At 72.4% G+C, this 26,988-nt stretch carries 22 protein-coding genes and 1 tRNA gene; 10 read left to right on the top strand and 13 right to left on the bottom strand.

The window, feature by feature from the left end:
- Window positions 1-226: 226 nt before the first annotated feature.
- The 3 genes from DB033_RS10610 (at window position 227) to DB033_RS10595 (ending at window position 6,297) form a co-directional block, all read left to right on the top strand.
- Window positions 227-1,714: a CitMHS family transporter gene (locus DB033_RS10610; protein ID WP_111766649.1), complete on the top strand. Its 1,488-nt coding sequence runs from the start codon at window positions 227-229 to the stop codon at window positions 1,712-1,714.
- A 142-nt stretch (window positions 1,715-1,856) separates the two neighbouring features.
- Entirely contained in the window at window positions 1,857-3,593 is a 1,737-nt protein-coding gene (locus DB033_RS10605) for a glycoside hydrolase family 13 protein (protein ID WP_111766648.1), read from the top strand.
- 664 nt (window positions 3,594-4,257) lie between these two features.
- A complete protein-coding gene (locus DB033_RS10595; protein ID WP_111766647.1) occupies window positions 4,258-6,297 on the top strand; it encodes an NAD(+) synthase in 2,040 nt (679 codons plus the stop codon).
- Window positions 6,298-6,304: 7 nt separating this feature from the next.
- On the opposite strand, the gene DB033_RS10590 is transcribed toward DB033_RS10595, so the two are convergent.
- Window positions 6,305-7,039 (bottom strand): hypothetical protein, encoded by a 735-nt coding sequence (locus tag DB033_RS10590; RefSeq protein WP_111766646.1) that lies wholly within the window; start codon window positions 7,037-7,039, stop codon window positions 6,305-6,307.
- Window positions 7,040-7,207: 168 nt separating this feature from the next.
- Here DB033_RS10590 and DB033_RS10585 point away from each other — a divergent pair, with 168 nt between their 5' ends.
- Complete coding sequence (locus DB033_RS10585) at window positions 7,208-8,080, top strand: aldo/keto reductase (RefSeq protein ID WP_111766645.1); 873 nt, start codon at window positions 7,208-7,210, stop codon at window positions 8,078-8,080.
- A 565-nt stretch (window positions 8,081-8,645) separates the two neighbouring features.
- Here DB033_RS10585 and DB033_RS10580 read toward each other — a convergent pair.
- Together DB033_RS10580 and DB033_RS10575 are read right to left on the bottom strand one after the other, a co-directional pair.
- Window positions 8,646-9,131 (bottom strand): pyridoxamine 5'-phosphate oxidase family protein, encoded by a 486-nt coding sequence (locus DB033_RS10580; RefSeq protein ID WP_111766644.1) that lies wholly within the window; start codon window positions 9,129-9,131, stop codon window positions 8,646-8,648.
- A gap of 136 nt (window positions 9,132-9,267) precedes the next feature.
- Complete coding sequence (locus DB033_RS10575; protein WP_111766643.1) at window positions 9,268-10,380, bottom strand: FUSC family protein; 1,113 nt, start codon at window positions 10,378-10,380, stop codon at window positions 9,268-9,270.
- 220 nt (window positions 10,381-10,600) lie between these two features.
- Between DB033_RS10575 and DB033_RS10570 the strand changes: the two genes are divergently transcribed.
- Window positions 10,601-13,819 (top strand): sensor domain-containing protein, encoded by a 3,219-nt coding sequence (locus tag DB033_RS10570; protein ID WP_111766642.1) that lies wholly within the window; start codon window positions 10,601-10,603, stop codon window positions 13,817-13,819.
- Window positions 13,820-13,843: 24 nt separating this feature from the next.
- On the opposite strand, the gene DB033_RS10565 is transcribed toward DB033_RS10570, so the two are convergent.
- From DB033_RS10565 to DB033_RS10555, 3 genes are all read right to left on the bottom strand, one after another.
- A tRNA-Arg gene (locus DB033_RS10565) sits at window positions 13,844-13,916 on the bottom strand.
- A 91-nt stretch (window positions 13,917-14,007) separates the two neighbouring features.
- A complete protein-coding gene (locus DB033_RS10560) occupies window positions 14,008-14,265 on the bottom strand; it encodes a glutaredoxin domain-containing protein (protein ID WP_111766641.1) in 258 nt (85 codons plus the stop codon).
- Window positions 14,262-14,558: a DUF427 domain-containing protein gene (locus DB033_RS10555; protein WP_111767403.1), complete on the bottom strand. Its 297-nt coding sequence runs from the start codon at window positions 14,556-14,558 to the stop codon at window positions 14,262-14,264. The genes DB033_RS10560 and DB033_RS10555 overlap by 4 nt, the downstream gene beginning before the upstream one ends.
- Window positions 14,559-14,837: 279 nt before the next feature.
- Here DB033_RS10555 and DB033_RS10550 point away from each other — a divergent pair, with 279 nt between their 5' ends.
- Together DB033_RS10550 and DB033_RS10545 are read left to right on the top strand one after the other, a co-directional pair.
- Entirely contained in the window at window positions 14,838-15,485 is a 648-nt protein-coding gene (locus DB033_RS10550; RefSeq protein ID WP_157970624.1) for an HAD-IA family hydrolase, read from the top strand.
- A 2-nt stretch (window positions 15,486-15,487) separates the two neighbouring features.
- The gene (locus DB033_RS10545; RefSeq protein WP_111766639.1) at window positions 15,488-16,018 is read left to right on the top strand and encodes an O-acetyl-ADP-ribose deacetylase; all 531 of its coding nucleotides are present in this window, start codon (window positions 15,488-15,490) and stop codon (window positions 16,016-16,018) included.
- On the opposite strand, the gene DB033_RS10540 is transcribed toward DB033_RS10545, so the two are convergent.
- The 7 genes from DB033_RS10540 to DB033_RS10510 form a co-directional block, all read right to left on the bottom strand.
- Window positions 15,975-17,564: a sensor histidine kinase gene (locus DB033_RS10540; protein ID WP_111766638.1), complete on the bottom strand. Its 1,590-nt coding sequence runs from the start codon at window positions 17,562-17,564 to the stop codon at window positions 15,975-15,977. The two genes, DB033_RS10545 and DB033_RS10540, sit on opposite strands and share 44 nt — an antisense overlap.
- 9 nt (window positions 17,565-17,573) lie before the next feature.
- Window positions 17,574-18,332: a response regulator transcription factor gene (locus DB033_RS10535; RefSeq protein ID WP_111766637.1), complete on the bottom strand. Its 759-nt coding sequence runs from the start codon at window positions 18,330-18,332 to the stop codon at window positions 17,574-17,576.
- 197 nt (window positions 18,333-18,529) lie between these two features.
- Window positions 18,530-19,150: a QcrA and Rieske domain-containing protein gene (locus tag DB033_RS10530; protein WP_111766636.1), complete on the bottom strand. Its 621-nt coding sequence runs from the start codon at window positions 19,148-19,150 to the stop codon at window positions 18,530-18,532.
- Window positions 19,151-19,753: 603 nt separating this feature from the next.
- A complete protein-coding gene (gene disA, locus DB033_RS10525; protein WP_420814031.1) occupies window positions 19,754-20,845 on the bottom strand; it encodes a DNA integrity scanning diadenylate cyclase DisA in 1,092 nt (363 codons plus the stop codon).
- Between the two features lie 450 nt (window positions 20,846-21,295).
- A complete protein-coding gene (radA, locus tag DB033_RS10520; RefSeq protein ID WP_111766635.1) occupies window positions 21,296-22,720 on the bottom strand; it encodes a DNA repair protein RadA in 1,425 nt (474 codons plus the stop codon).
- A 208-nt stretch (window positions 22,721-22,928) separates the two neighbouring features.
- Window positions 22,929-23,963 carry a hypothetical protein gene (locus tag DB033_RS10515; RefSeq protein ID WP_157970623.1) on the bottom strand — a complete coding sequence of 345 codons (1,035 nt, stop codon included), beginning with the start codon at window positions 23,961-23,963 and terminating at the stop codon, window positions 22,929-22,931.
- A gap of 27 nt (window positions 23,964-23,990) precedes the next feature.
- Window positions 23,991-24,596: a copper chaperone PCu(A)C domain-containing protein gene (locus tag DB033_RS10510; RefSeq protein ID WP_111766633.1), complete on the bottom strand. Its 606-nt coding sequence runs from the start codon at window positions 24,594-24,596 to the stop codon at window positions 23,991-23,993.
- 606 nt (window positions 24,597-25,202) lie between these two features.
- On the opposite strand from DB033_RS10510, the gene DB033_RS10505 reads away from it, so the two are divergent.
- The 3 genes from DB033_RS10505 (at window position 25,203) to ispF (ending at window position 26,980) form a co-directional block, all read left to right on the top strand.
- Window positions 25,203-25,685: a CarD family transcriptional regulator gene (locus DB033_RS10505; RefSeq protein WP_111766632.1), complete on the top strand. Its 483-nt coding sequence runs from the start codon at window positions 25,203-25,205 to the stop codon at window positions 25,683-25,685.
- Window positions 25,686-25,866: 181 nt separating this feature from the next.
- Window positions 25,867-26,502 carry an IspD/TarI family cytidylyltransferase gene (locus DB033_RS10500; RefSeq protein ID WP_157970622.1) on the top strand — a complete coding sequence of 212 codons (636 nt, stop codon included), beginning with the start codon at window positions 25,867-25,869 and terminating at the stop codon, window positions 26,500-26,502.
- Window positions 26,495-26,980: a 2-C-methyl-D-erythritol 2,4-cyclodiphosphate synthase gene (gene ispF / locus DB033_RS10495; protein WP_111766630.1), complete on the top strand. Its 486-nt coding sequence runs from the start codon at window positions 26,495-26,497 to the stop codon at window positions 26,978-26,980. The genes DB033_RS10500 and ispF overlap by 8 nt, the downstream gene beginning before the upstream one ends.
- The last annotated feature ends 8 nt before the right edge of the window (window positions 26,981-26,988 follow it).

Genomic DNA, 26,988 nt, shown 5'->3' with positions numbered 1-26,988 from the left:
CCGACCGGCGTCGGACCGGTCCCGGGACCCGTGCCGACCGGACGGGTCCGGGCGCCACCGCCGGCCGGGCGGGTCCGGGCGCCACCACCGGCCGGGCGGGACGCCGACGACCACAACGACCACAACGACGCTTGCGTCCTCAACGACGGTTGTGTCCACAAGCGTGACCGTCGGCACGAGCCCTTCCTAGGGTCGTGCCAACACTCACCGTCGAGAAGGAGCACCGATGCTCATCGGTCTGGGATTCGCGATGATCGCGGTCTTCATGTATCTGATTCTGAGTAAGCGACTGACGCCGGTCGTCGCGCTCATCCTGGTCCCGGTGACCTTCGGGATCGCCGCGGTGCAGTTCGGTGCCGCCCGGCTCCCCGAGGACGAGGGCGTCGCGGACACCGTCATGGCCGCGATCAAGAGCTTCGCCCCGACCGCCGCCCTGCTCTTCTTCGCCATCATCTTCTTCGGCCTGATGATCGACGTCGGGCTCTTCGACCCGCTGATCCGGCTCATCCTGCGCGTGGTCGGCAACAGCCCGGTACGCCTGGTGATGGGCACCGCCGTGCTCGCCGGGCTCGTTTCGCTGGACGGTGACGGCTCGACCACCTTCATCATCACGGTCTCGGCGCTGATGCCGATCTACCGCCGGCTCGGGATGAGCCCCGTCGTGCTGACCGTGGTCGCGGTGCTGGCCAACGGCGTGCTCAACATCGTCCCGTGGGGTGGGCCGACCGTCCGCGCGGCCACCGTGCTGAACGTCTCGCCCAACGACCTGTTCCTGCCGATGGTGCCGGGCATGATCGCCGCGATCGGCACCGTGTTCGTCCTGGCGTACTTCCTGGGCCGCTCGGAGAAGAAGCGGCTCGAGGCCTCCGGCGACACCCTCGAGCTGGTCGCGGCCTCGGTCGGCGCCACCGCGGGCACCCGTGGTGACGGCCCCGTCGCCCTGCTCACCCGCCCCGGCGGTGGCTCCGCCGACCTCGACCTGGACAGCCTCACCGGTGGCCCGGTGGGCGGCGGCACCGACGACGGTCGCGACACCCACGGTTCCGACGGCTCAGACGATCTGGTCGGGGGTCTGGACCCCGACCGCCCCACGCTGCGACCGAAGCTGATCTGGGTCAACCTCGGTCTGACCGTCAGCCTGCTGGTGCTGCTCGGCCTGGACGAGTTCCCGCTGGCGCTGCTGTTCATGATCGCCGCCGCGATCGCCCTGGTCGTCAACTTCCCGAAGCAGGACGACCAGGCCGAGCGGATCAAGGCGCACGCCGGTTCCATCGTCGGCGTGGTGTCCATGGTGTTCGCCGCCGCGGTCCTGGTCGGTGTGCTCGAGGGCACCGGCATGGTCACCGCGATGGCCGACGCGATCGTGGACGTGGTGCCGTCCGGGCTTGGCCCGTGGTTCGCCGTCATCACGGGTCTGCTGAGCATGCCGTTCACGTTCTTCATGAGCAACGACGCCTTCTACTTCGGCGTGCTGCCGATCCTGTCCGAGGCGGCCGGCCAGTACGGCATCACCCCGGTCGAGATGGCCCAGGCGTCGATCATCGGCCAGCCGGTGCACATGACCAGTCCGCTGGTCCCGGCCATGTTGCTGCTGATCTCGCTGGCCAGGGTCGGCATGGCGGAGTTCCACAAGAAGGTGCTGTGGCGCGCCGCGCTCTGCTCGGTCGTGATGCTGGTCGTCGCCATCCTCCTGGGCGTCATCCCGCTGGGCTGACCGCCTTCCCCCGGGTCTCCCGCACGCCGCGGGGCCGTCGCCGACGACGGCGGTCCACGACCGACGGTCGCCCACGCAGGGCGACTGTCGGTCGTTGCCGTTAGGGTCCGACGGACCAGCTGCCGTTCCCCGAGGAGACCCGATGACCGACCCGGTCGCGACCGACCGCACCGCCGATCACGCCGCGATCGAACCCTGGTGGAAGTCGTCGGTGGTCTACCAGATCTACCCGCGCAGCTTCGCCGACTCCGACGGCGACGGCATCGGCGATCTGGGCGGTGTCATCGCGCACCTGGACCACCTGCAGGCACTCGGGGTCGACGTCGTCTGGCTGTCCCCGATCTACCGGTCCCCGCAGGACGACAACGGCTACGACATCAGCGACTACACCGACATCGACCCGACGTTCGGCACGCTGGACCAGTTCGACGAGCTGCTCGCCGCCGCCCACGGACGCGGCATCAAGATCGTGATGGACCTCGTCGTCAACCACACCTCCGACGAGCACCCGTGGTTCGTGGAATCCAGGTCGTCGAAGGACAACCCGAAGCGCGACTGGTACTGGTGGCGTCCCGCCCGGGACGGGATGGCGGCCGGCGCGCCCGGCGCCGAGCCGACGAACTGGGAGTCGTTCTTCTCCGGCCCGGCCTGGGAACTCGACGAGACGACCGGCGAGTACTACCTGCACCTGTTCTCCAGGAAGCAGCCCGACCTGAACTGGGAGAACCCGGAGGTCCGGCAGGCCGTCTACGCGATGATGAACTGGTGGCTGGACCGCGGGGTCGACGGCTTCCGGATGGACGTCATCAACATGATCTCCAAGACGCTGCCGCTGACCGACGGACCCTCGTCGCCCGGGTCGCCCTACGGAGACGGGTCCTTCCTCTACCAGAACGGGCCGCGCATCCACGAGTTCCTCCGGGAGATGCACGGCGCGGTCTTCGAGGGCCGGCCGAAGCTGCTGACCGTGGGCGAGACCCCGGGCACGAGCGTCGAGCACGCTGTTGTCTACACCGACCCGGCCAACCCCGAGGTCGACATGATCTTCCAGTTCGAGCACGTCGGCCTGGACTTCGACGGACCGAAGTGGAACTACACCGGGCTCGACCTGCTCGACCTCAAGGCCAGCTTCGGGCGCTGGCAGGCGGCCCTGGCCGACGTCGGCTGGAACAGTCTCTACTGGGACAACCACGACCAGCCCCGCGCGGTCAGCCGGTTCGGCGACGACGGCGCATTCCGGGTCGAGTCGGCGAAGCTGCTGGCCACCGTGCTGCACCTGCACCGCGGCACGCCGTACGTCTACCAGGGCGAAGAGCTCGGCATGACCAACATCGGCTTCGACTCGGGCGAGGACTTCGCCGACATCGAGTCGGTGAACTTCTACCGGGAGGCGGTCGCCGCGGGCCGCTCGCCGGAGGACATCCTGCCCGGGATGCGCGCGATGAGCCGCGACAACGCCCGCACCCCGGTGCAGTGGACCGCCGGGGACAACGCCGGCTTCACCACCGGTACACCGTGGTTCCGGGTCAATCCCAACCACACCGAGATCAACGCCGCCGCGGAACGCGCGAACCCGGATTCGGTGTTCCACCACTACCGGAAGTTGATCGAGCTCCGGCACACCGAACCGACGGTCGCGGTCGGCGACTTCACGATGCTGCTGGCCACCGACCCGACGATCTACGCCTTCACCCGCCGCCTGGACGCCACCACCCTGCTCGTCGTCGCCAACTTCTCGGGGGACGAGGTCACGGTGCCGGTCGGGGACGAGATCGACGCCACCTGGGGCGACGCCGAGCTGGTCATCGGCAACTATCCCGACGCCGGCGGCGGACTGACGCTGCGGCCCTGGGAGGCGCGGGTCCTGCGCCGCGGCTGAAGCGGGGCCGACCGGTACCGGCGCTGCGGACCCCGCGCGGCCGCCCGGCGGGCGCGGCAGCCCGGCCTCGCGCCGTGGCCCGGCCCGGCGGGGCTGCGGACTTCCAGCCCGGTTGTTCCTGGCCGCGGCCTGGCGGCTGCGGCTGCCCGGTGTGCAGCGTCACCCCGGCCCCGGCCCCGGCCCCGGCCCCGGCCCCGGCCCCGGTCCCGGCCCCGGGCCCGGCCCCGGCCCCGGTCCCGGCCCCGGCCCCGGTCCCGGCCCCGGGCCCGGCCCCGGCCCCGGCCCCGGCCCCGGTCCCGGCCCCGGGCCCGGTCCCGGCCCCGGGCCCGGTCGCGGCCCCGGCGGCGCTGGGACCCGGCCGGCCGACCCGGCGGGTGCCGCTGCCCGGCTTCGCGCCGTCACCCGGGCCGGTGGGGCTGTGGACCCCGGGCGGCCGGCCCGGCGGGTGCGGCCGTCCGGCCGCGCAGCGCCACCGACCTCGACGTCGCGGCGGACGTCATCCCCGGCCGGGGGACAGGGTGCGATCGACGGGGACCGGGCGCGAGGGGTGCGGAACGGGGGACCGCCGGGACGTCGCCGGCGACGGGGGATGATGGTCGGGCCGACACCCGGTCGCCGGTCCGCACCAGGGCCACGGCGGGGCCCGTCCCGACAGGAAGCCCGGATGACCTTCTCCTCGCTGTACTCCCACGGGTTCGCCCGGGTGGCCGCCTGCACCACCCGGGTCCACATTGCCGACCCGCTGCGCAACGCCGCCGGCATCGTCGAGGTGGCCACCCGGTGCCACGAGCAGGGAGTCGCGGTCGCGGTCTTCCCCGAGCTCGCGATGACCGGGTACGCGCTGGACGACCTGTTCGGTGCCGACGTCCTGCTCGACGCGGTGCACGAAGGTCTGGCCGCCGTGGTCGAGGCGTCGCGGGACCTGCTGCCGGTGCTGGTGGTGGGCGCCCCGCTGCGGCACCGGGCGCGATCGTTCAACACCGCGGTCGTCATCCACCGCGGCGAGATCCTGGGCGTCGTCCCCAAGTTGCACCTGCCGACCTACCGGGAGTTCTACGAGCGCCGCCAGTTCGCCGCCGGCGACGGCATCACCGGGCTGACCATCGACGTCGCCGGCCGCACCGCGCCGTTCGGCACCGACCTGCTGTTCGACGCGGTCGACGTCCGTGGTCTCACCGTCGGTGTGGAGATCTGCGAGGACATGTTCGTCCCGGTCCCGCCATCCAGCGGGCTCGCGCTGGCCGGCGCCACCGTGCTGCTGAATCTCTCCGGCAGCCCCATCACCATCGGCCGGGCCGACACCCGCACCGCACTGTGCCGCGCCCAGTCGATGCGCTGCCTCGCCGCCTACCTCTACGCCGCCGCCGGCCAGGGGGAATCCACCACGGACCTCTCGTGGGACGGCCAGACCAGCATCTTCGAGAACGGCGTGCTCATCGGCGAGGGGCCGCGGTTCGCCCGCGAACCTCAGATCACCGTCGCCGACGTCGATCTCGATCTGCTCCGCCAGGAGCGCGCCCGGCAGGGCACCTTCGAGGACAACCGGCGCGCGGTCGGCGAGGCGGTCCACCGGACCGTCGCTTTCACCCTCGGCGCGCCCGACACCGACCTGGGGCTGCGCCGGCCGATCGAGCGTTTCCCGTTCGTCCCCGCCGACCCGGCGCGGCTGGACCAGGACTGCTTCGAGGCCTACAACATCCAGGTCGACGGCCTGGTCCAGCGGCTGCGGGCCATCCGGACCGAGAAGGTGGTCATCGGCGTGTCCGGCGGCCTGGATTCCACCCACGCGCTGATCGTCGCGGCCCGCGCGATGGACCTGCTCGGGCTGCCCCGGACCAACATCCTCGCCTTCACGATGCCCGGCTTCGCCACCGGCGTTTCGACGAAGGCCAACGCCTGGGCGCTGATGACCGCCTTGGGAGTCACCGCAGCCGAACTCGACATCCGCCCCGCGGCCCGGCAGATGCTGTCCGACCTGGACCACCCGTTCGGCCGCGGCGAAGAGGTCTACGACGTCACCTTCGAGAACGTCCAGGCCGGTCTGCGGACCGACTACCTGTTCCGGCTGGCCAACCACCACCACGGGATCGTCCTGGGGACCGGCGATCTCAGCGAACTGGCCCTGGGCTGGAGCACCTACGGCGTCGGCGACCAGATGTCGCACTACAACGTCAACGGCGGCGTCCCCAAGACGCTCATCCAGCACCTCATCCGCTGGGTCGGCGGCCTGGACGACTTCTCCGACGAGGTCGACGCCATCCTGCTGTCGATCCTCGGCACCGAGATCAGCCCCGAACTCATCCCGGTCAAGGAGGGAGAGGTGCCGCAGAGCACCGAGAAGTCGATCGGGCCCTACGAGCTGCAGGACTTCACCCTCTTCTACACGTTGCGCTACGGCTTCCGCCCGTCGAAGATCGCGTTCCTCGCGCTGCAGGCGTGGGGCGACGCGCACGCCGGGCACTGGCCGGTCGGCTTCCCCGACGAGCGTCGCCGGCAGTACGACCTGCCCGCGATCCGGCAGTGGCTGGAGGTGTTCGTGAAGCGGTTCTTCGGCTTCAGCCAGTTCAAGCGCTCGGCGATGCCCAACGGGCCGAAGGTGTCGGCGGGCGGGTCGCTCAGCCCGCGCGGTGACTGGCGGGCGCCGTCGGACGGCAACGCCGCGGTGTGGCTGGCCGACCTCGAACGCAACGTCCCGCGAAGCTGACGGGCCTTCAGAACCCCGACCACACGTCCGCGCCGACGAGCGCGGCGAGCACCAGGTGCAGCACCAGCCACGCGGTCAGCACCACCCCGCTGACCACACAGGCGATCGACAGGAACGCGAGGCCACGCAACCGGCCGGGGAAGAACGGCGCCAACCGGGGGACATCGGTGACCCGGCCGTGCAGCGCCGCGGTGGTGCTGATGCCTCGCCACACCGACCCGGCCAGTGCCCGTGGGCGCAGCGACAACCGACGGCCGTCCTGGCGGAGCAGGTTGTCCCGCAGCTGCCCGCCGATGGCCGCGAGGTCGAAGGTCCGCTTCAGGTCGGCGACCGCGGCGTCCGCGGGTACCAACGCGGTCACCAGCTGCCGGCGCCGTACGGTCAGCCACACCGGCGCGACGAGACCGGCGATGGCGATGACGGCCGGGGTCGCCGTCCCGACGACGACCGCCGCGATCAGCAGACCGACCGCGGGCAGCAGCGGCAGCAGGGTCACCGCGAGCAGCGGGGTCCGCAGCCGCGCGATCAGCCCACCGAGGAGTCCGACGACCTCCACGGCCCGGCGCTCGACGGTGGCGAGGCCGCCGGCCACCGGTCCGGCGACGACCGCCGGGTCGGCTGCGGGACGCGTGTCGAGCGGGCCGGCAGCGATCTCCGCGGGATCGGCTGCGGGCCACGTGTCGAGCGGACCGGCAGGGGCGTCCGGGTGATCGGCGGGACGCTTGTCGAGGGGGCTGGTCATCTCTTGAGTCTCCCAGCCCGCAGCCGTTCACCTGTCGGCGCAACCACGGATCGACGGCCCCGATCGGGAATGCCACCCCGCCCGTCGGCGGTTGGACCACAGAGCGGGACGACCGCGGCGTCCGCGCCGCGCCCCGCGGGAATCACCCGCCACAGGAAGCAGGGACTCATGACCTCCACCACGGAACAGCCGATCGCCGCCGCCTCCGGGACTTTCGCCATCGGTGGCGACATCCCCGTCCACCGTCTCGGTTTTGGCGCCATGCGCCTGACCGGCGAGGGCATCTGGGGCCCGCCGAAGGACCACGACGAGGCCATCCGGGTGCTGCGCCGCGCCGTCGAGCTCGGCATCACCTTCATCGACACCGCCAACTCCTACGGGCCCTACGTGTCCGAGGAGCTCATCCGCGAGGCGCTGCACCCGTACCCGGAGAACGTGCTGGTCGCCACCAAGGCCGGTCTGCTGCGCACCGGGCCGAACGTCTGGCCCGTCCACGGGCACCCGGACTACCTGCGCCAGGAGGCCGAGATGAGCCTGCGCCGGCTGGGTCTGGAGCGCATCGACCTGTTCCAGCTGCACCGCATCGACCCCGAGGTGCCGCTGGCCGACCAGCTCGGTGTACTCGTCGACCTGCAGAACGAGGGCAAGATCAAGCACATCGGTCTGTCCGAGGTGACGGTGGACGAGCTGCGCGAGGCGCAGAGGTACGCGACCATCGTGTCCGTCCAGAACCGCTACAACGCCGGTTACACCGACGCCGAGGCGCTGTTGGACCACGTCACCGAGCAGAACATCGCCTTCATCCCGTGGGCACCGCTGGGCTCCGGCCCGCTCGCGCAGACCGACGGGCCGCTGCAGAAGATCGCCGCCGACCACGGCGCCACCCCGTCGCAGCTCGCGCTGGCCTGGCTGCTCAAGCGGTCCCCGGCGATGCTCCCGATCCCCGGCACCTCGAGCGTGAAGCACCTCGAGGAGAACACCGCGGCGGCCGGCATCGAGCTGACCGACGCCGAGTTCACCGCACTGGCGTCGTCGTTCTGATCCGCGGCACCTGAGCCGTACCGCCGGCAGGAACACACCGACGGCCGGTGGGCATCGCGCCCACCGGCCGTCGGTGTCTGTGCAGCACGCCACCAGGGGTCGGTGCTGCTGCCGAGGACGACAGGTCGACGCGCTCGTGTTCGCCGCCGTCGCAGGCCTTGGCGGTGACCTTCGCCGTGAGAGAGCGGACCGTCGCGGTGTTCGCCGCACTGGCGTTCTCGTTCTGAGCCGCGGTACTCGAGCCGTACCGCCGGCATGAACACCGACGGCCGGTGGGCATCGCGCCCACCGGCCGTCGGTGTCTGTGCAGTGGGCCACCGCGGGTCGGTGCCGCTGCCGAGAACGACAGGTCGACGCGCTCGTTCTCGCCGCCGTCGTAGGCCCTGGCGTTGGCCTGAATGGAGCTGATCACCGACGCCGAGTTCACCTCACCGGCGTTCTCGTTCTGAGCCGCGGCACCTGAGCCGTACCGCCGACGGGAACACCGACGGCCGGTGGGCATCGCGCCCACCGGCCGTCGGTGTCTGTGCAGTGGGCCACCAGGAGTCGGTGCCGCTGCCGAGAACTACAGGTCGACGCGCTCGTTCTCGCCGCCGTCGTAGGCCTTGCCGGTGACCTTCGCCTTGACGAAGCTGATCACCGACGAGACGCGGCCGCCCGGGGTGTCCCAGTACTCGGCACCGTGCGCGTTGATCTTGATGAGCACGACGTTCGGATCCTCGGGTCCGTCGGTGAACCACGCCTCGACCCACTGGTTCCAGAGGTCCTTCTTCTTGGCCAGATCGTCGACGATCTCGGCCTCGCCCTCGATGGAGATCCAGGTGTCGTTGGAGCTCAGCGTCACGCCGACCTCGGGGTTGGCGCGCACGTGCGCGACCTTGCGAGAGTTGCGCTCGGCGAAGAACCACAGGTCCCCGTCGAACTCCACCTCCTGCTGGGCCATCGGCCGGCTGATGTGGTGCCCCGCGCTGTCCATCGTGGTGAGCATCGCGATGCGGATGTCCTTCGCCAGCTCCGCGACCTTGGCGGCGCCGTCCTTCTCGTCTGCCATGACGTTCCCCTCCGGGCTCGATACGTCGCGGCATGCGTTGCTGCACACCGCCTTTGGCGGCGTGCGGCCCGGGGGCCGGGCGCGTCGCCTGCCCTCAGCCCTACCCGGACGGCCGCCGGTCCAGACGGAGAGCGGATCAGCCCTTCGGGAACCCCAGGGCGTGGTCGACGCGGGCCAGCACCGTGGCGTCGTCGGCGCCGACGCCACGGAGCAGGTCGATGGTGATGGAGCGCAGCTGGCCGACGATCATCACCACCGGCAGCGGCTGGTCACCCCACAGCAGCGGGCGCGCGTCGGCGATGGCGGCGAACGCCGACAGCTCGGTCCGGGCGGTGAAGTCGACCGCCTTGTCGTGGTCGCCGAGGATCTCCGACGCCAACGCCTCACCGGCGTGACCGACCGCGGCGGTCAGGTGCCGCAACGCCTCGCCGAGTTCCGGGCCGGTCGGGGTCGGCCAGCGGGTGAGGGTCAGTGACGCCCGGGCCAGCACGCGCACCCCGCGGACGGCGTAGTCGATCTGGCGGGTCGCGGTCTCGATCGTCTGCACTCCGGCGCGCCGCTGCCGGCGCCACACGTCCAGCGTGAGCACCTCCGCCGCGGCGGCGACCTCGGTGCGCAGGGTGTCGACCGCCGCGTCGACCTGACGGGCGCGGTCCAGGGCCTCCTTGGCCAGGCTCTCGTCGTGCCGGTCGATCGCCGCTGCGGTGCGGTCCACCACGTCGCAGATGCGCTCGGTGATCGAACGCATCTCGCGGACCAACCCGGCCAGCGGGTCGTGCACCACCACCAACTGGTTGACCAGCACCGCGACGGTGCCGCCGACGAGCGCGTCGAAGAACCGCACCGGCACCAGCGTCTGGGTCGGTGGTGCGATGACCGCGACGTACAGCGCCGACACCGCCGCCTGGACCACCGCGACCCCGTTCGCGCCGATCGCGGTGGTGATCGTCAGCGTGAGCACGATCAGGACGAAGATGGTCAGCGTCGTGTTCGATCCGAGGAGCTGGGCGACGATGTCGGCGAGCAGCACACCGCCGGCGACGGCGATGAGGATCTCCACCGTCTTGCGGATCCGGACGCCGCGGGCCTGACCCAGCACGATGATCGCCGCGGCCGGGGCGAAGAACGGCGCGGTGTGCCCGACCACCACCGTGGCGATGATCCAGGCGAGTGTCGCGGCGACCGTGGACTCCAGCAGCGGCACCCAGTTCGAGCGCAGCCTCCGGCCGGCGACCGCGATCCTGGACATCCCCGCACTGTAGAGCGCCGGCGGTCGTGCGCCCGCCCCGGTGATGGTTCCGTGGGCGCCGCGGTCGACGGGGTTCGCTCCGCCGGTGGATCCGGCGGTGGGCGACTCGTCCGATGGCGCTGGTGGATTCGCGCAGCGAAGATAGGCTCGACCGACACGCGCTGCCGCGCCGGGGAGTCGGGCCGGTCGGACGCATCGAGCTTCGCGGCGGGGGGCCAGGGTGAGCGGTGCGAACGGCCCGGCCGGTCCCGCCGACCTGCCGCCCGACCTGATGGCGCGTGCCCTGGACAGCGTGGCCGAAGCGGTCGTCATCACCGACCACCTCGAGCGGGTCATCTACTGGAACGCCGCGGCCGAGTCGCTCTACGGGTACACCGCGGCCGAGGCGCTCGGGTCGCGGATCTCGGAGCTGGTGGTGCCGGAGCCGGCGCGGCAGCGAGGTTTCGCGGTGTTCGACGATGTCGCCGCCGGTGAGGTGTTCCGCGGTGAGTGGCTGATGCGGGACAAGAACGGCCGGGAGTTCCCGGTGCTCGCCTCCACCAGTCCCATCCTCGACGCGAACGGGCGGCCGCGTCACTTCATCGGGGTGTCCCGGGACGTGTCGAGCGAGAAGGAGGCCTACCGGACGGCGCAGACCCTCGCCGGCGTGGTCGCGAACTCCAACGACGGCATCCTCACCTGCGACGTCGACGGTGTCATCACCTGGGCCAACGACCGGGTCGCCGCCATTTACGGCTGGCCGTCGGACGAGCTCGTCGGACAGCCGCTGTCGGTCCTGGTGGAGGCGACCGACGGGCCCCGGCGGGACGGCGTCCTCGCCAGGGTGCTCACCGGTGAGACGCTGGCGCCGATGGTCGAGCGCCGGCGCCGGCGGGACGGCGCCCCCGTCGAGGTGAGCCTCGCGTTGGCCGTGGTCCGGGACGAGGACGGCGAGGTCTGCGGCGCCAGCGCGGTCATCCGCGACCTGACGGTCGAGAACGCCCTCCGACGCGACCTCGAGCGGCAGGCCGAGGACATGCGCGCCCGGTTCGAGCAGTCCGCCACGCCGCAGACCCTGATGAACATGGCGGGGGAGTTCGAGGCGGTCAACGACGCCTTCTGCGCACTGCTCGGGCACACCCGGGACGAGCTGCTGCGGATGAACCGCCTCAGCGTCGCGCACGTGTCCGACTCCGGCGCGGGGACCGCCCACGTCGAGCTGCTGCAGAGCGGCCGGCAGCGCGCGGCGTCCTTCGAGAAGATGCTGCGTCACCGCGACGGGTACGCGATCCCGGTGCTGGTGGACGTCACCGTGCTGCACGACGACCGGGGCATCCCGTACGGCATGGCCAGTTTTTTGCGTGATCTGCGCCGGGTGTCCAGCGCCGAGCAGCAGCTCGACCGGCAGCGGGCGCTGTTCGCCGCGCTGAACCAGCGGGCGTCCGACGTCGCGCTGGTCGCCGACGCCGACATGACCCTGCGCTACGTCACCTCGTCGGCCACCGACGTCTTCGGCTATACCGCCGACGAGGTGCTCGGCCGCACCACCTACAGCTTCGTGCATCCCGACGACCTGCCCGCGCTGCGCGACACGGTCGCCCGGGTGCTCGCCGACCGGGAGGGCTTCGAACGGATCACGCTGCGGGTCGTCGACCGCTCGGGCGCCTGGCGGTGGGTGGAGGAGTCGATGACCAACGCGCTGGCCGAACCGGAGATCCGGGGGGTGGTGCTCAACGTGCGCGAGGTCACCGCGGAGGTCCAGGCCAAGGACGAGCTCCGCCGTTCGGAGGCCCGCTACCGGGCGATCGCGGAGACGGCCCAGGAGGGCATCATCGTCTTCACGCCCGCCGGCGAGGTCATCTTCCTCAACCAGAAGCTCGCCGATCTGCTCGGGCACGGCATCGAGGACCTCATCGGTGTCGACCGGGTGCCGATGTTCGATCCGGACACCGAGAACCTGCTGCGGGAGAAGCTGTCCCGGCGGGTCGAGACCGGCCCGGAGACCTATGAGGTGCCCTACCGCCACCCCGACGGCAGTTGGCACACGCTGTCGATGTCGGTGGCGCCGCTCCCGCTGCCCGACACCGACGAGCTGGGTTCGCTGGCCATGGTCTCCGACGTCACGGAGGCGCGCCGCGCCGAGAACGAGCTGCGGCACCGCTCGGCCCACGACGTGCTCACCGACCTGCCCAACCGGGCCCTGCTGGTGGACCGCATCCAACGGGCGCTGGCCCGGCGGCGACCGGCCACCGACGGATCCATCGCGTTGCTCTTCCTGGACCTGGACCACTTCAAGCTGGTGAACGACTCCCGGGGACACGACGCGGGCGATCTGCTGCTGATCGAGATCGGCCACCGGCTGCGGCACGCCGTCCGCCCGCAGGACACCGTCGCCCGCCTCGGGGGTGACGAGTTCGCGGTGCTGTGCGAGAACGTCGACGAGGCGCTGGCGATGAACATCGCGGACCGGCTCAGGGACGCGTTGAGCCGGCCGGTTGAGCTCGGCGGACCCCGGGTGTACGTGGACGCCAGCATCGGGATCGCGCTGTCGCCGCCGCACGACGCGGACACGCTGCTGCGGTTCGCCGACGTGGCGATGTACGAGGCGAAGGCGTCCGGGCGCGGGCGGATCCGGGTGTTCGACGCGACGCTGGCGCAGAGCGGAGAGCGCCGGCTGCTGGTGATGAACGCGCTGCGCGAGGCGTTGGACGGGGACCGGCTGACGTTGCACTATCAGCCGATCGTGGACATCGCCGGTGGTCGGATGACCGGTGTGGAGGCGTTGCTGCGCTGGCAGGACGACGACCTGGGCCGGGTCTCGCCGCTGGAGGTGGTGGACGCCGCCGACGCGATGGGCCTGTCGCTCGCACTGGACCGCTGGGTGATCCAGCGGGCGTCGCGGGAGATGGTGGAGCTGCGGCGACGCCACGGCCTGGAGCGCTTCCAGCTCAGCGTCAACGTCTCGGCACGCAGCTTCGCCGCGCCCGGCCTGGAGGGCATCGTCGCCCGGTCCGCGGTCGAGACCGGTTGGGCGAGCACCGATCTCACCCTGGAGGTGACCGAGTCGGCGATCATGACCGACGCTCCGGGCGCGGTCGCGCTGCTCACGGAACTCAAGGGTCAGGGGGTTCGCATCGCGGTGGACGACTTCGGCACCGGATACAGCTCGCTGGCCTACCTCAAACGACTGCCGGTCAGCACGCTCAAGATCGACCGGTCGTTCATCGACCAGGTCACCACCGACGCCGACTCGCGGGCGATCGTGCGCTCCATCGTCCAGCTCGCCGATGCGCTGGGCCTGGACACGGTGGCCGAGGGGATCGAGACCGCCGAGAACGCCGCGGTGATGCTGGAGCTGGGGTGTTCGGTGGGCCAGGGCTGGCTGTGGAGCGCCGCCGTGCCGGCCGACGAGCTGTCCCGGGTCGCGGCGCGCTGGGCGCACCGGGTGCCGGCGCGGTGAGCGTCCGCCACGCGACGTTCTGCGTGCCCCCGGCAGGATTCGAACCTGCGACCAACGCGTTAGGAGTGCGTTGCTCTATCCCCTGAGCTACGGAGGCGCACAGCCAGGGTAATGGCTCGGCGCACTCCGGCGGCACCGGAACCGGCGGGTGGACGGTCGCGTCCCCGCCGGCACCCGGTGCCCGGGGCTCAGCTGGTGCGGCCGATGGCCGCCAGGACGTCGTCCAGGCTCGGGTTGACCATCGAGTGGTCACCGACGTAGACCGTCGGCACCGTCTCGTTGCCACCGGTCGCCGCCCGCACCCGGGCCGCGGCGTCGTCGTCCTCCCAGATGTTGAACTCCCGCATCTCGACCCCCGCGGCGGTCAGCCGCCGGTGCAGCGCCGCGCAGAAGCCACAGCCGGGACGCCACAGGAAGTCGATGACCGGGGTCGCGGCGGCGGTCATCGGGCCGGGACGCTCTCGACGGTCACGCCGCGCCAGAACGCGACGTGGTCCTTGATCTCCGCAGCCGCGTCCTTGGGCTGGGGGTAGTACCAGGCGGCGTCGGGGTTGGTGTCGCCGTCCACGACGACCGAGTAGTAGCTCGCGGTGCCCTTCCACGGACACACCGTCGTGGTCGCACTGCCGGTGAAGTGCTCACGCCGGATCGAGTCGGCGGGGAAGTAGTGGTTCCCCTCCACCTGCACCGTCGTGGGGGACTCGGCGAGGACCGTCCCGTTCCACACTGCTCGCATCATCGACGCCACATCCGTTCCCGCTCGGCCGGCGCGGGGACCGTCCGGCGGACGCCGGCGACCGCGCTCGGCGCTGCCGTCAGGGTCAACCCGCGGGCGGCGTCGTTGATTCCACTCGTCTGCCGCCTGTGCGCGCGTCCGCGGCGATGCGAGGATCGTCCGAGAGGCATAATCAGCCGGCCGAGGCACGCAGGGTGTCGATCCGGCTCCGGAGCGTCGTCATCTTCGTCAGGGCGCCCGTCACGGTAATGGAGCGCCGCAGCGATGCCGCAGACTACGAAGATGCACATCACCGTCGACGCTGTCTTGTTCGACCTCGACGGCACCCTCGCCGATTCGACCGGCAGCGTGGACCGGAGCTGGAGTCTGCTGGCCGACCGGTTGGGCCTGGATTTCGGCTCGCTGCAGGGGATGTACCACGGTGTCCCGGCCCGCCAGACGCTCGCCCGGTTGATGCCCGACGCGTCTGCGGCCGAGGTGGAGGAGGTCAACACCTGGCTCGGTGACATCGAGGCGTCCGATTTCGACGGTGTCGTGCCGATCCCCGGCGCGCTGGCCGTGCTCAGTGTGCTGCCACGCGACCGGTGGGCGATCGTCACCAGCGGCACCCGACGGCTGGCCACCGGGCGCATCGCCGCGGCCGGTCTGCCCATGCCCGGTGAGCTGATCACCGCCGACGACGTGGCCGTGGGCAAACCCGACCCCGCTCCGTACGTGCTGGCCGCGAAGCGACTCGGGTTCGAGTCGAAGCGGTGCCTCGTCGTCGAGGACGCTCCCGCCGGCGTCGCCTCCGGCCTGGCCAGCGGGGCCATGGTCCTCGGCCTGCGCACCACGCACTCCGATCTCGGGGTGCCCAGTGTCGCCGACCTCACCGAGGTCGAGATGCGGGTCGACGGGACGCGCATCGGGGTCTGCCTGCGTAGCCGCTGAGCATGCAGCTGCAACTGGTCACCGGTGACATCACCGGGATGATCTGTGAATCCGTCGACGCGATCGTGAACGCGGCGAACTCGACGCTGCTCGGCGGCGCCGGCGTGGACGGGGCCATCCACCGGGCCGGCGGCGGTGCGATCCTGCGGGAGTGCCGTGAACTGCGTCGGACCACCTACCCGGACGGGTTGCCCGCCGGTGACGCCGTCGCCACCACCGCCGGCCGGCTGGGCTGCCGCTGGGTGATCCACACGGTCGGCCCGGTGCACGATCCCGCCATCGACCGGTCCGCGACCCTGCGGTCCTGCTATCTGCGCAGCCTCGCCGTCGCCGACCGCGTCGGCGCCGGGGCGGTGGCCTTCCCGTTGATCTCGGCGGGCGCCTACGGCTGGCCGAAGGACGACGCCGTGCTGCAGGCCCTGACCGCGGTGCGCGCCGCCGACACCGCTGTCGAGCGGGTGGTGCTGGTGCTGTACGACCAGGCCACCTTCACCCTCGCGCAGGAGGTGCTGGCCGCGCATCCGGTGGGCTGACCGGGTCGCTGCCGTGCGGCGGCAGGGACACCGTGAACCGGGTGCGTCCCGGGCGGCTGTCGACCTCCACCCGGCCTCCGTGCGCGGTGACCACGGCGCGGACGATGGCCAGACCCAATCCGGTGGAACCGGCCTGCCGGGACCGGGACGAGTCGCCCCGGACGAAACGGCCGAAGACGCCCGGCAGCAACGCCGGATCGATGCCCGGTCCGTCGTCGGTGACGGTCAGCTGGACCTCGCCGTCGACGAGGGCCACCCCGGTCGTGACCGTCGTCCCGGGTGGGGTGTGGGTCCGGGCGTTGGTCAGCAGGTTGGCCAGCACCTGGTGCAGCCGCAGTTGCTCGCCGGTGACCGCGACCGGCTCGGCGGGCAGGTCCAACCGCCAGACGTGCTCCGGCCCCGCCACCCGGGCGTCGCTGACCACGTCCAGGGCCAGCAGCGTCAGATCCACCTCGTCGGCGGCCGGCGGTCGCCCCGCGTCCAGCCGGGCCAGCAGCAGCAGGTCATCGACCAGCACCGACATCCGCACCGACTCCGAGTCGACCCGCGACAGCGCGTGGGCGACGGTGTCGCGGTCGACGTCACCGCGCCGGGCGAGCTCGGTGTAACCGCGGATCGCGGCCAGCGGGGTCCGCAGCTCGTGGGAGGCGTCGGCGACGAAGCGGCGGACCTGGGTCTCGCTGGCCTGCCTGCGTTCGAGGGCCGTGGACACGTGGCCCAGCATCCGGTTCAGGGCCGCCCCGACCTGCCCCACCTCGGTGCGCGGGTCGGTGTCGCCGGGCGGGACCCGGATCCCCAGGTCGACCTCCCCGCGGTGCAGCGGCATGGTGGCGACCAGGTGCGCGGTGGCGGCCACCCGGTCCAGCGGGCGCAGGGTCCGCCGGACGATGACGTAGGCGCCGGCGGCGGCGACGAGCAGGGCCGTGGCCATCACGATGAGCAGCGTCCGGACGAGTTGCCCGGCGGTGGCCTGCTCCCGTGCCAGCGGCAGTCCGACGACGGTGGTGGTGCCGCCCGTCGTGGTGCCCAGCACCCGGAAGTCGCCGTAGCCGTCGATGGTCACCGTGACCGGCCGGGTCTGGTCCGCGACGTCGGTCAACCCCGCCGCGGCGTCGGCGCTCACCGTGACGCACCCGTCCCGGGTGAGGAGCCCGGCCGTCACGACCCGGCCGTCGAGGAGCGTGGCGCCGAGGGTGTCGGTGAAGCCCGGCCCGCCACGGCCGGGGGTGCGGTCGGGCGGGACCACGCCGGTGCAGCTGCCGGTGAAGTCGAAGGGTCCCGACCCGTCGCCGTCCTGGGGTCGGTCCTGGGCGAAGGGCTGCAGTCGCTGGTCGACCTGTGAGGTCAGGTAGTGCGTCAGAGAGAGCTGGGTGGCCACCCCGGTGACCCCGCAGACGAGCAGTACCAACAGCACGGCGGCCGCGATCAGCTTCGTGCGCAGCCGGAGCGGCCGCCGGCGACGCCCCGGGAGCGGCCCGTCGGCGGGGGAGCCGGGGGCGGGCGGGGCCTCCGGGGGCGGGGGAGCGGCGGTGGCGGCGGGGGTCATCGGGGTGGCTCAGGAGGCGGGCTTGAGGACGTATCCGAACCCGCGCATCGTGTGGATCATCGGCTCGCGGCCGGAGTCGATCTTCTTGCGCAGGTAGGAGATGTAGAGCTCGACGATGTTGGCCTGACCGCCGAAGTCGTAGTTCCACACCCGGTCCAGGATCTGGGCCTTGGACAGCACCCGCTTGGCGTTGCGCATCAGGAACCGCAACAGCTCGAACTCGGTGGCGGTGAGCGGGATGAGGTCGTCGCCGCGGCGCACCTCCCGGCTGTCCTCGTCGAGGGTGAGATCGCCGACGACGATCATCGAGTTCTCGGTCGGCACCGCGCTCTTGCCACGCCGCAGCAGGGCACGCAGTCGCAGCACCAGCTCCTCCAGCGAGAACGGCTTGGTCACGTAGTCGTCACCGCCTGCGGTGAGACCGGCGATGCGGTCCTCCACCGCGTCGCGGGCGGTGAGGAACAGCACGGGTGCCAGCTCCCCGTCGGCCCGGACGCGCCGCAGCACCTCCATGCCGTCGAAGTCGGGCAGCATCACGTCGAGCACGATGACGTCGGGCCGGAATTCGCGGGCGGCCTGGACGGCGGCGGTGCCGCTGGCCGCCGTGCGGATCTCCCAGCCCTCGTAACGCAGGGCCATCCCGACCAGCTCGGCCAACGTCGGCTCGTCATCGACGACGAGGGCGCGGACGGGGCGGCCGTCGATGCCCCGGATGGGGGCCGAACCGGGGCCGGGCGTGGCGGTGCTGGACGTCGCCGGAGTGCTCATGGGGCAATCCTCCGCTCCGGCACCACGGTGCGGGCTGGGTGGGAGCTGTGAGTCGGCTGTGTGCGCGGCACCGCCGGCCGGGCTCCGGGCCGCCGTACGGGGCCGACCGTGACGTGCAGCTCCGCGGAGACCGCCGGCACGGGGCGGAGCGCCGCCGCGGACCCGGGCGTCGACGCCGGGTCCGGGGGCGGGCGGGCTCAGGCGGTGAGGTAGACGGCGTCGCCGCTGACCTCGACGGAAAGCGTTTCGAGCGCGGCGGTGGCCGGACCCTTGGTGGCGGCGCCGCTGAAGGCGTCGAAGGTGGACCCGTGGCACGGGCAGGCGAGGACGGCGCCGTCGGCGTTCACCGCGCAGCCCTGGTGGGTGCAGATGGCCGAGTGCGCGACCACGGAGCCGTCGGCGTTGCGGGCCAGGGCGATCTTGTCGCCACCGTTCTCCACGATCAGCGAACCGCCGGAGGGGACGTCGGCCAGCTTGGCGATCTCGGTGCCCGACGGGGCCGGGGCGGCGCTGCCGGTGCTCGACGCCTCCGCGGTGGTGCCGGCCGTGGTGCCGGCGGCGGTGCTCGACGGCGACGAGCTTCCGGGCGCGGTCGCGGACGAGGTGGTGGACGAGGTGCTGGAGCTCGAGGTGAGGGTGGCCGTGCCCGGGTCGCTGCTGCCACAGGCGGTCACGAAAGCGGCGCCGGCGACGACCCCCGCCCCGATCGCGGTGCGGCGGGTGACGGAGCGGCCGCGGGAGCCGCACGGAGCGGCGCAGGCGCAGCCGTGGTCGGTGGTCTCGGCGCCGGTGGCGGGGCGGGGTTCGGTCTGGGTCATCGGGATTCCCATCGGGGGTGCGGACACGGGGTCGGTGCGAGCAGGGCCTGGTGGTGAGCGGTGACCGCGGACGGAGCGGAGCCCCGGCAGGCGGACGGTGCGGCGTGCGGTGCTCGTGGTGCGGGAAGTGCGGTGCTGGTGGCGCGGCGGTGCGGAGCTGGTGCGGTGGTCGGACTGCGGCGGTGCGGAGCTGGTGCGGTGGTGGGACTGCGGCGGTCCGGTGCTGCTGGGAGCGCGGTGGTGCGGTGCTGGTAGTGCGGCGGTGTGGTGCGGGTGCGGTGGTGGCGGGGTGGTCTGACGACCCGGTGCTGAGGCGATGCTGGATGTCCGGTGGTGCGGACTGCGGCGGTGCGGTGCTGCCTGGCGGATGGTTCGGCGGTCGACTCGGTGGCCGGCCAGGGCGACCATGGACAGCCAGGGTATCCAGTCGTGGTGGTGGTGGTCCGGGGAAACAGCTGTGGAGATGCAGAGGCGGCTGTGTCCCGTCCGGGTGCCGGTGGCACCCACCGGGTGACACGTCGCTGAGCCGTCGACGGTTCAATCGACCGTGGGCGTCAGGTTCGAAGGCGTGGGTTCAGCCGCCCGACGCCGCTCGGAGCACTGTCAGAGGGTGGCGCCGTACCGGTCGACGATCGAGGACTCGGCCACCCGGGACAGGCCCTCGCGGACCACCCGCGCCCGCGCCTCGCCGACGCCCTCGACCTCCTGCAGGTCGCCGGCGGTAGCAGCGAGCAGCCCCTGCAGGTTGTGGAAGTGGGCGATGAGGCGGTCCTGGATGGCCTGCGGCACCCGGGGGATCGCGGCGAGCAGCCGGTACCCACGCGGGCTGACGTGCATGTCCAGGACGTCCGGGTTGATGGCGTACCCGAGGTCACGGGCGATGGAGTGCAGGTCGAGCAGGGCGGTCTCGTCGATCTCCTCGAGGGCGTCGAGCACGTCGGTCTCCGACCGGTCGAGGCCGTCGGGCAGGTAGTCGCGGACCAGCAGCACCCGGGTGTCCTCGATGGTGCTGGTCAACTCGTCCAGCTGCAGTGCGGGGAGGCGCCCGTCGGTGCCGAGTTCAGCGACGTCGCTGGCGATCTCGTTGGCGATGCGGCGCACCATCAACAGCCGCTGCACCACGGTGGTGACGTCCCGCAATGTGGTGAAGTCCTCGATCTCCAGCGCCGAGAGCTGCTGGGCCACCTCGTCGAGCCGGGCCCGGTAACGCTGCAGGGTCGCCAGCGCCTGGTTCGCCCGGGCCAGGATGGTCGACGGATCGGCCAGCACGTAACGGATGCCGTCGTAGTACAGGCTGATGATCGACATCGAGTGGCTGACCGAGATCACCGGGAGACCGGTCTGCAGTGCGGTGCGTTCGGCGGTGCGGTGTCGGGTGCCGGACTCGGCCGTCGGGATGGCGGGGTCGGGCATCAGCTGGACGTTGGCACGCAGGATGCGGCTGGCACTGTCGTTGAGGATGACGGCGCCGTCCATCTTGGACAGCTCCCGCACGCGCGTCGGCGAGAAGTCGATGTTGATCTGGAAGCCGCCGTCGCAGATGTCCTCGACGGGCTTGTCGAAGCCGAGCACGATGAGCGCACCGGTGCGGCCCCGCAGGATCCGCTCCAGCCCTTCACGCAGGTCGGTGCCGGGTGCCAACCGGCTCAGCACCGATCGCAACGCCGGGCTGGACGCTCGCTCGGCCACCCCCACCCCTTTCGTCCACTCGTCAGCGGTCCGGTCGACGGTTGCTCACCGCGCCGGGTCCGGTCGTCGGGCACGTCCGCGGTCACGGCCGGTCCCTCCGGCGGAAAGACACCGGCCGGATCGGTGTCTGGTCATGCGTGCCGTGCCACCTCACCCCGAGATGGTCCGGCCGACGCGGTGTCAGTCTAGGGGCTCCCACCCCGGCGGCCGGCCTCCGGACGGTCCCGGCCGGATCCGCGCCGAGGTGCACCGGGTGGTCACGCCGGGGGCCGGCGTCGCGCGTACGCCGCCCGGCCGCCGGGCCGACCGGAGCGACGCCGCTCGTGCGGCCTGCGTCGGGCGGGCCCTGCGGCGGCGGCGGAAGCACCGTGCTGAGGCCGCACCGTACGGGGGCGCACCGCGGCGGGCGCACCGTGCCGGGGTCGGCGGGTCCGATGGTCGGCGTACCCCGTCCGGTCAGCGGGCGCGTTTCTCCCGCAGCCAGTGCACCACTCCGGCGTCGTTGCCCTGGGCGCGCAACGCCTCCCCGAGGTCGGAGACCTGATCCACCCGCATGCCGAGGGGACGCTCGACCGCCGTACCCGCGGGCACGATGGCGTGGTCGAAGCCCAGCCGGCGTGCCTCCACCAGCCGCCGGTCGAGGCCAGCCACCGGCCGCACGTCGGCGGAGAGCCCGAGTTCGCCCAGCACCACCAGCCCCGGGGAGAGCGGGATGTCGCGGGCCGAGGACCACACCGCCATCCCGAGGGCGAGGTCGGCGGACGGTTCGATCAGCTTGGCACCACCGACCGTGGCGGCCATCACGTCGTAGGTGTTGACCGCGACGCCGCCCCAGCGCTGCAGCACCGCCAACACGAGATCCACCCGGGGGGCGGCCAGCCCGACGGCCGAACGCTGGCCGTAGCCGTCCTTGGACCGCGGTGTGACCAGGGTCTGGATCTCCACCGGCAGCGGTCGCCGGCCCTCCATCGCGATGGTCGAACAGGTGCCGGGGATGTGCGGCCGCCGGGCGGACAGGAACAACCCGGACGGATCGTCGAGGGACAGGATGCCGGCCCCGACCATCTGGAAGCAGCCGACCTCGTCGGACGGCCCGAAGCGGTTCTTCACCCCGCGGACCAACCGGAGGCTGGACTGCCGGTCGCCCTCGAAGTGCAGCACCACGTCGACGAGGTGCTCGAGCACCCGGGGACCGGCGATGCCACCTTCCTTGGTGACGTGTCCGACGAGGAAGGTGGCGATGCCGCGGGCCTTGGCCACGGCGATCAGCGCGGACGCGACCGCCCGGATCTGTGTCACCCCGCCGCTGCTGCCGTCGACCTCGGCCGCCGCCACCGTCTGCACGGAGTCGACGATGAGGAACGTCGGCGCCACGGTCTCGATGTGGGACAACGCCGCCGACAGTTCCGTCTCCGCGGCCAGGAAGACCGCGGGGTGCATCGCGCCGATCCGCTCGGCACGGAGCCGGACCTGGGCCGCGGATTCCTCGCCGGTGATGATCAGGGCGCGTCCGTGGCCGGCCGCGGCCCACGCCTGCGCGGCGGCGAGCAGCAGTGTGGACTTGCCGACGCCCGGCTCACCGGCGAGTAGCGTCACCGAACCGGGCACCAGCCCGCCGCCCAGGACCCGGTCGAGCTCCCGGATCCCGCTGGCGCGCATCTGCACGGCGGTCGCGTCGATGTCGGGCATCGACTGCGCCGCGCCGCTGGTCGGTCCGGCGCTGACCTTGCGCAGGCTGCCGGCCACCGGGGACGCCTCGGCGAGGCTGCCCCAGGCCTGACACTCGGGGCAGCGGCCGTGCCATTTCGCCGCCGCCGCACCGCACTCGGAACAGCGGAACGTGGGTCGGGCGGCGCGGGGGTTCGTCGAGCTGGTAGCCATGTCCTGCACGGTAGAGGGCGGCACCGACAGTGTCTCCGCAGGCGCGCGGAGCGGATGGGTACAGACGTTCGGGCGGGCCGCCGGTCGGTCGCGCCCCGCAGGGCGGGGCATCACCGCCACCACACCTGTCAGCCGGTGGCGTCGCCCGCCCGGATTCCGCGGCCGGCCGGGGCGTCCCAGGATCGGGAAGTCCGAGCGATGACGGGCCTCAGGATGTGGAGGGGCCCACGGGTCCTGAGTGGTCCGACGGCGCTGAGTCGGCATCGGAGGCCTCGGCGGCGACCAGCCGGTTGACCAGTTGGGCGAGCGTGCCACTCCGGGGCAGTCCGCGCTCGGCCAACCGGGCGCTGATCGCGGCCTTGCCCATCCGGACGTACGCGGTCCGGGGATCGTCGGCACCGGCGTCGGCCGTGCCGCCGTCGGCGGCGGAGCGCTCACCGCTGTCCCCGGCATTGCCGTCGGCCCGCGGTGCGCGGGCCGGTGCCCGCCGACGGCGCTTCGCCGGGGCGGTGGAAGCGGCGGTGCGATCGATCGTGCCGGGAGCGGGGACGTCGACGGTGCCGCGGGCCGGAAGGTCGACCGTCGCCGGGGCGGCCGGCACCAGCTCGCCGGAGGTGCCGGTCGGTGCGAGGCTCTGCCCGGCGGCGACGACCGCCGGCGCGGGTGCCTCGGGCACCATCACCGTGGTGGCGGGTTCGTCGTCGGAAATCTTCGCGTTCCCGTCGGCGGTGTCCCGACCGGCACGGTCTGCGCCGCCGGCACCGCCTGCGCCGAGAGCAGCGTCTGTGTCGCCGGCAGCGTCTGCGTCGCCGGTAGCGCCCGCGCCGTCGGCATCGCCCGCGCCACTCACACGGTCTGCGTCGCCGGCACCGTCCGCGCCGCCAGGGGCGGCAGCACTGCCGTACGCCGCGCCACCGTCCGGCGCGGTGGGGACGTGCCGCCCCGCGGCACCGCCAGGGATCACCGTTGCACCCGGCACCAGCAGCCCGGTCATCGACCGGACAGCCGCCACCCACTGGGCGGCGAGCTGCTGGTTGGCCTCGGTGGCCTGCCGCAGCAGGTCGAAGTACTGCTCCACGCCGGGAACCGGATCCGGCACCTGCTGACGTCGGATCGCGTCAGCCTGCACGGCCAGGGTCTCGGCGCCGAGACGCCACAGGGCGGCGGCGTTCTCGGTGGCGACGCGCAAGGTGTCGGCCATCGCGGAATAGGGGCTAGCCGGCCCGTCGTGATCGGTGGTCATGACGCTCCTCCTGACGGAAGAAGACGCTCAGTGGCCCTCTTCGGTGCCCTCGTGGCCCGCTTCGCCTTCGTGACCCTCGCCGAACCAGATGTCGCTGTGCTCCTCGGGGAGGATGTTGACGGTCTCCCGCGGCTCGGTGCTGCGCTGCTCCGGGATCTCGATCGGCACGTTGACCGAGATGGTGCCGCCGGAGGCGAAGCTGAACGTCATCGGGATCGATTTGCCGTAGGGCAGCTCGTCGCGCAGACCGGTGACGACGATGGTCGTGTCGGTCTCGGAGTTGACCTCGCGCAGGGTCTGGGGCTGGATGTCGGTGTCGCCTTCGACGACGACCTCCTCGGCCGCTTCCGTGGTGACTCCGGTGAGCTCGTCGGGGTTGAGCGAGGTGTTGCTCAGCCAGAGCTTGACCGGAATGTCGGCGCCGGGCTCGTAGCGGTACGACTCGGTCGGAGCGAGACGGACGTCACGGACCGCCACCTCGCCGGCGGTGCCGTTCGCGCCGTCGATGGCGGCGACCTGCTGGGCGGTCTGGGCGATCTGACCGGCGCCGCAGCCGCTCAGGGCCAGGACGGCGCCGGCGACGCCGACGGCGGGAATCAGACGCAGGCGCGCGAGCCGTGCGTTGCGGGCCACGACGGTCCCCCTTCTGGGCGTTCGGTGCGGTTCTCGGTGCTGCAGGGATGGTGCGGCGGAGTGGTGTGCCCCGGTGGTGCGGCGGGTGCTCCGGCTGGAACCGGCCCCGCGACGGACGCGACACCGGACAGCGGTGCGGCCCACCCTGTGCAGGGTATCCCGGCGGCGCGGCCGTCGGCGCGCCGGCCGACGCGACACGGACCCACGGTCGACCGGTCGGACCGGGTGGCTCCGTCGTCCGGCGGCCGGACTGCGGCCGGTGGGCGGTGGTGCGCCCGCCCGGTCGCGGAGCCGCGGTGACCGGCCGGGGGTTGACCGGGACCCGGCGGGTGGACCCGCGGTGGACGGCACGTGACGCCAGCGTCCCGGAACGGTCCGCGACGCGGCCCGAGAACCCGCACGCGACAGTGCATGTCGGCGCTCCCCGGCCGGCCGCGGGGCACCGCCGACATCCGGCGCCACCACGGCGGCCCCCCGGTTGTCAAGACCCGCAGACCCCGTCACTCTGCCGTGGGTTTCTCCCCGCCAACGTCCTGACCTGCGACAACGTGTCTGGGCCCGGAATGCCCCGTGGTAGACTGAGGTATCGAAAGGGGCAGCAGACTCATGGTCTTCAAGGTCGGCGAAACTGTCGTCTATCCCCATCACGGGGCAGCACTCATTCAGGCAACTGAAACCCGGATGGTCAAGGGTGTCGAGCGGCTGTATCTGGTTCTCAAGGTCGCCCAGGGCGATCTCACCGTCAAGGTCCCCGCGGACAACGCCGAGTTCGTCGGCGTTCGCGACGTGGTGGACACCGAGGGTCTGGAGAGCGTCTTCGCCGTTCTCCGTGCCCCGCACACCGAAGAGCCCACCAACTGGTCGCGCCGCTACAAGGCGAACCTGGAGAAGCTGGCTTCCGGTGACGTGAAGAAGGTCGCCGAGGTCGTGCGCGACCTGTGGCGTCGCGATCGCGAGCGCGGTCTGTCGGCCGGTGAGAAGCGGATGCTCGCCAAGGCACGGCAGATCCTCGTGTCCGAGCTGGCGCTGGCCGAGGGCATCGACGAGGAGCGCGCGAGCGACCGCCTCGACGAGGTCCTGGCTTCCTGACCGTTCCGGTCACCCGCGGCGTGCGCACCACGCCGATCCCGGGTGGCGGGCACCCGTACGACGTGGGCGGCGACCGGTGACGGTCGTCGCCCTTGTCGTTGCGTCCGGTCCACCGCCACCCGACACACCTTCCGGCGGCCCCGTTCCGCCGCACCGCGGTGACCGGTCGGCCCCCGCCTGGGTGGACGTCGACGGTCGTTCCCTGGTCTGGCATGCGACCCGTCGATTGCTGGACGCCGGCGTCGATCACGTGGTGATCCTCGTCGATCCGTCGGACGGAGAGGCCGCGGCCGAGGTGGCCGCCGATCCGATCCTCGGCGGGGCCGTCTCCGTCCTGACCTCCGGTCCGGACCGGCCCGGGTCGCTCCCCTGGGAGACCGCGTCCACCGGGGGCGCTCCGGACGTCCTGCTCGTGCACGACGCGACCCGTGCGTTCGCGCCGGTCGCCATGGTCCACCGCGTCGTCGGGGCCGTCCGGGCCGGTGCCGGGCTGGTGATCCCGGTCCTGCCGGTCGTGGACACGATCCGCGCCGTCGGCGACGGAGGGCGGGCGTCCGCACTGGTGGACCGGGACACCCTGCGGATCGTGCAGACCCCCCAGGGCTACACACCCGACGTCTTCCGGCGGGCCCGGCACGCCGCTGACCGTCTCACCGACCCCGCCGCCGCGGTCGCCGCTGGTGCCACACCGGTCACGGTCCCCGGACACGCCGACGCGTCCCGGGTGCTCACCGTCGCCGACATCGACCAGGCGCGGCGAGCGCTCGGCGCCACGCCGCCCCCACCCGCACCAGGAGGAGCCGACATCCGTGGTTGAGCGCGAACGCGAGTACCGGATCGGGACGGGCATCGACGTGCATCCCGTCGAACCGGGGCGGGACTGCCACCTGGCCGGGTTGCTGTTCGCGGGCGCCGACGGCTGCGCCGGTCACTCCGACGGTGACGTGGCGGCGCACGCCCTCGTCGACGCCCTGTTGTCGGCCGCCGGACTGGGCGATCTCGGCGCCGTCTTCGGCACCTCGGATCCGCGGTGGGCGGGCGCGTCCGGGGCGGCGCTGCTCGCCGAGGCGGTGCGGCTGGTCACCGGGTCCGGGTACGTCGTGGTGAACGCCGCCGTCCAGGTCATCGCCAACACGCCCCGGCTGTCCGCCCGCCGGACCGAGGCGCAGCAGGTGCTGTCCGCGGTCGTCGGTGCGCCGGTCTCGGTGGCCGGCACCACCACCGACGGTCTCGGGTTGACCGGCCGCGGCGAGGGTCGCGCGGCCACCGCCAGTGCCCTGCTGCGGACCCGCTGACCGGTCCG

Origin of the sequence: Nakamurella deserti (assembly GCF_003260015.1) — a bacterium.
Classification (GTDB): Bacteria; Actinomycetota; Actinomycetes; order Mycobacteriales; family Nakamurellaceae; genus Nakamurella; species Nakamurella deserti.
The sequence above is the reverse complement of the archived record's forward strand: the minus strand, read 5'-3'. Positions and strand labels throughout refer to the sequence as shown.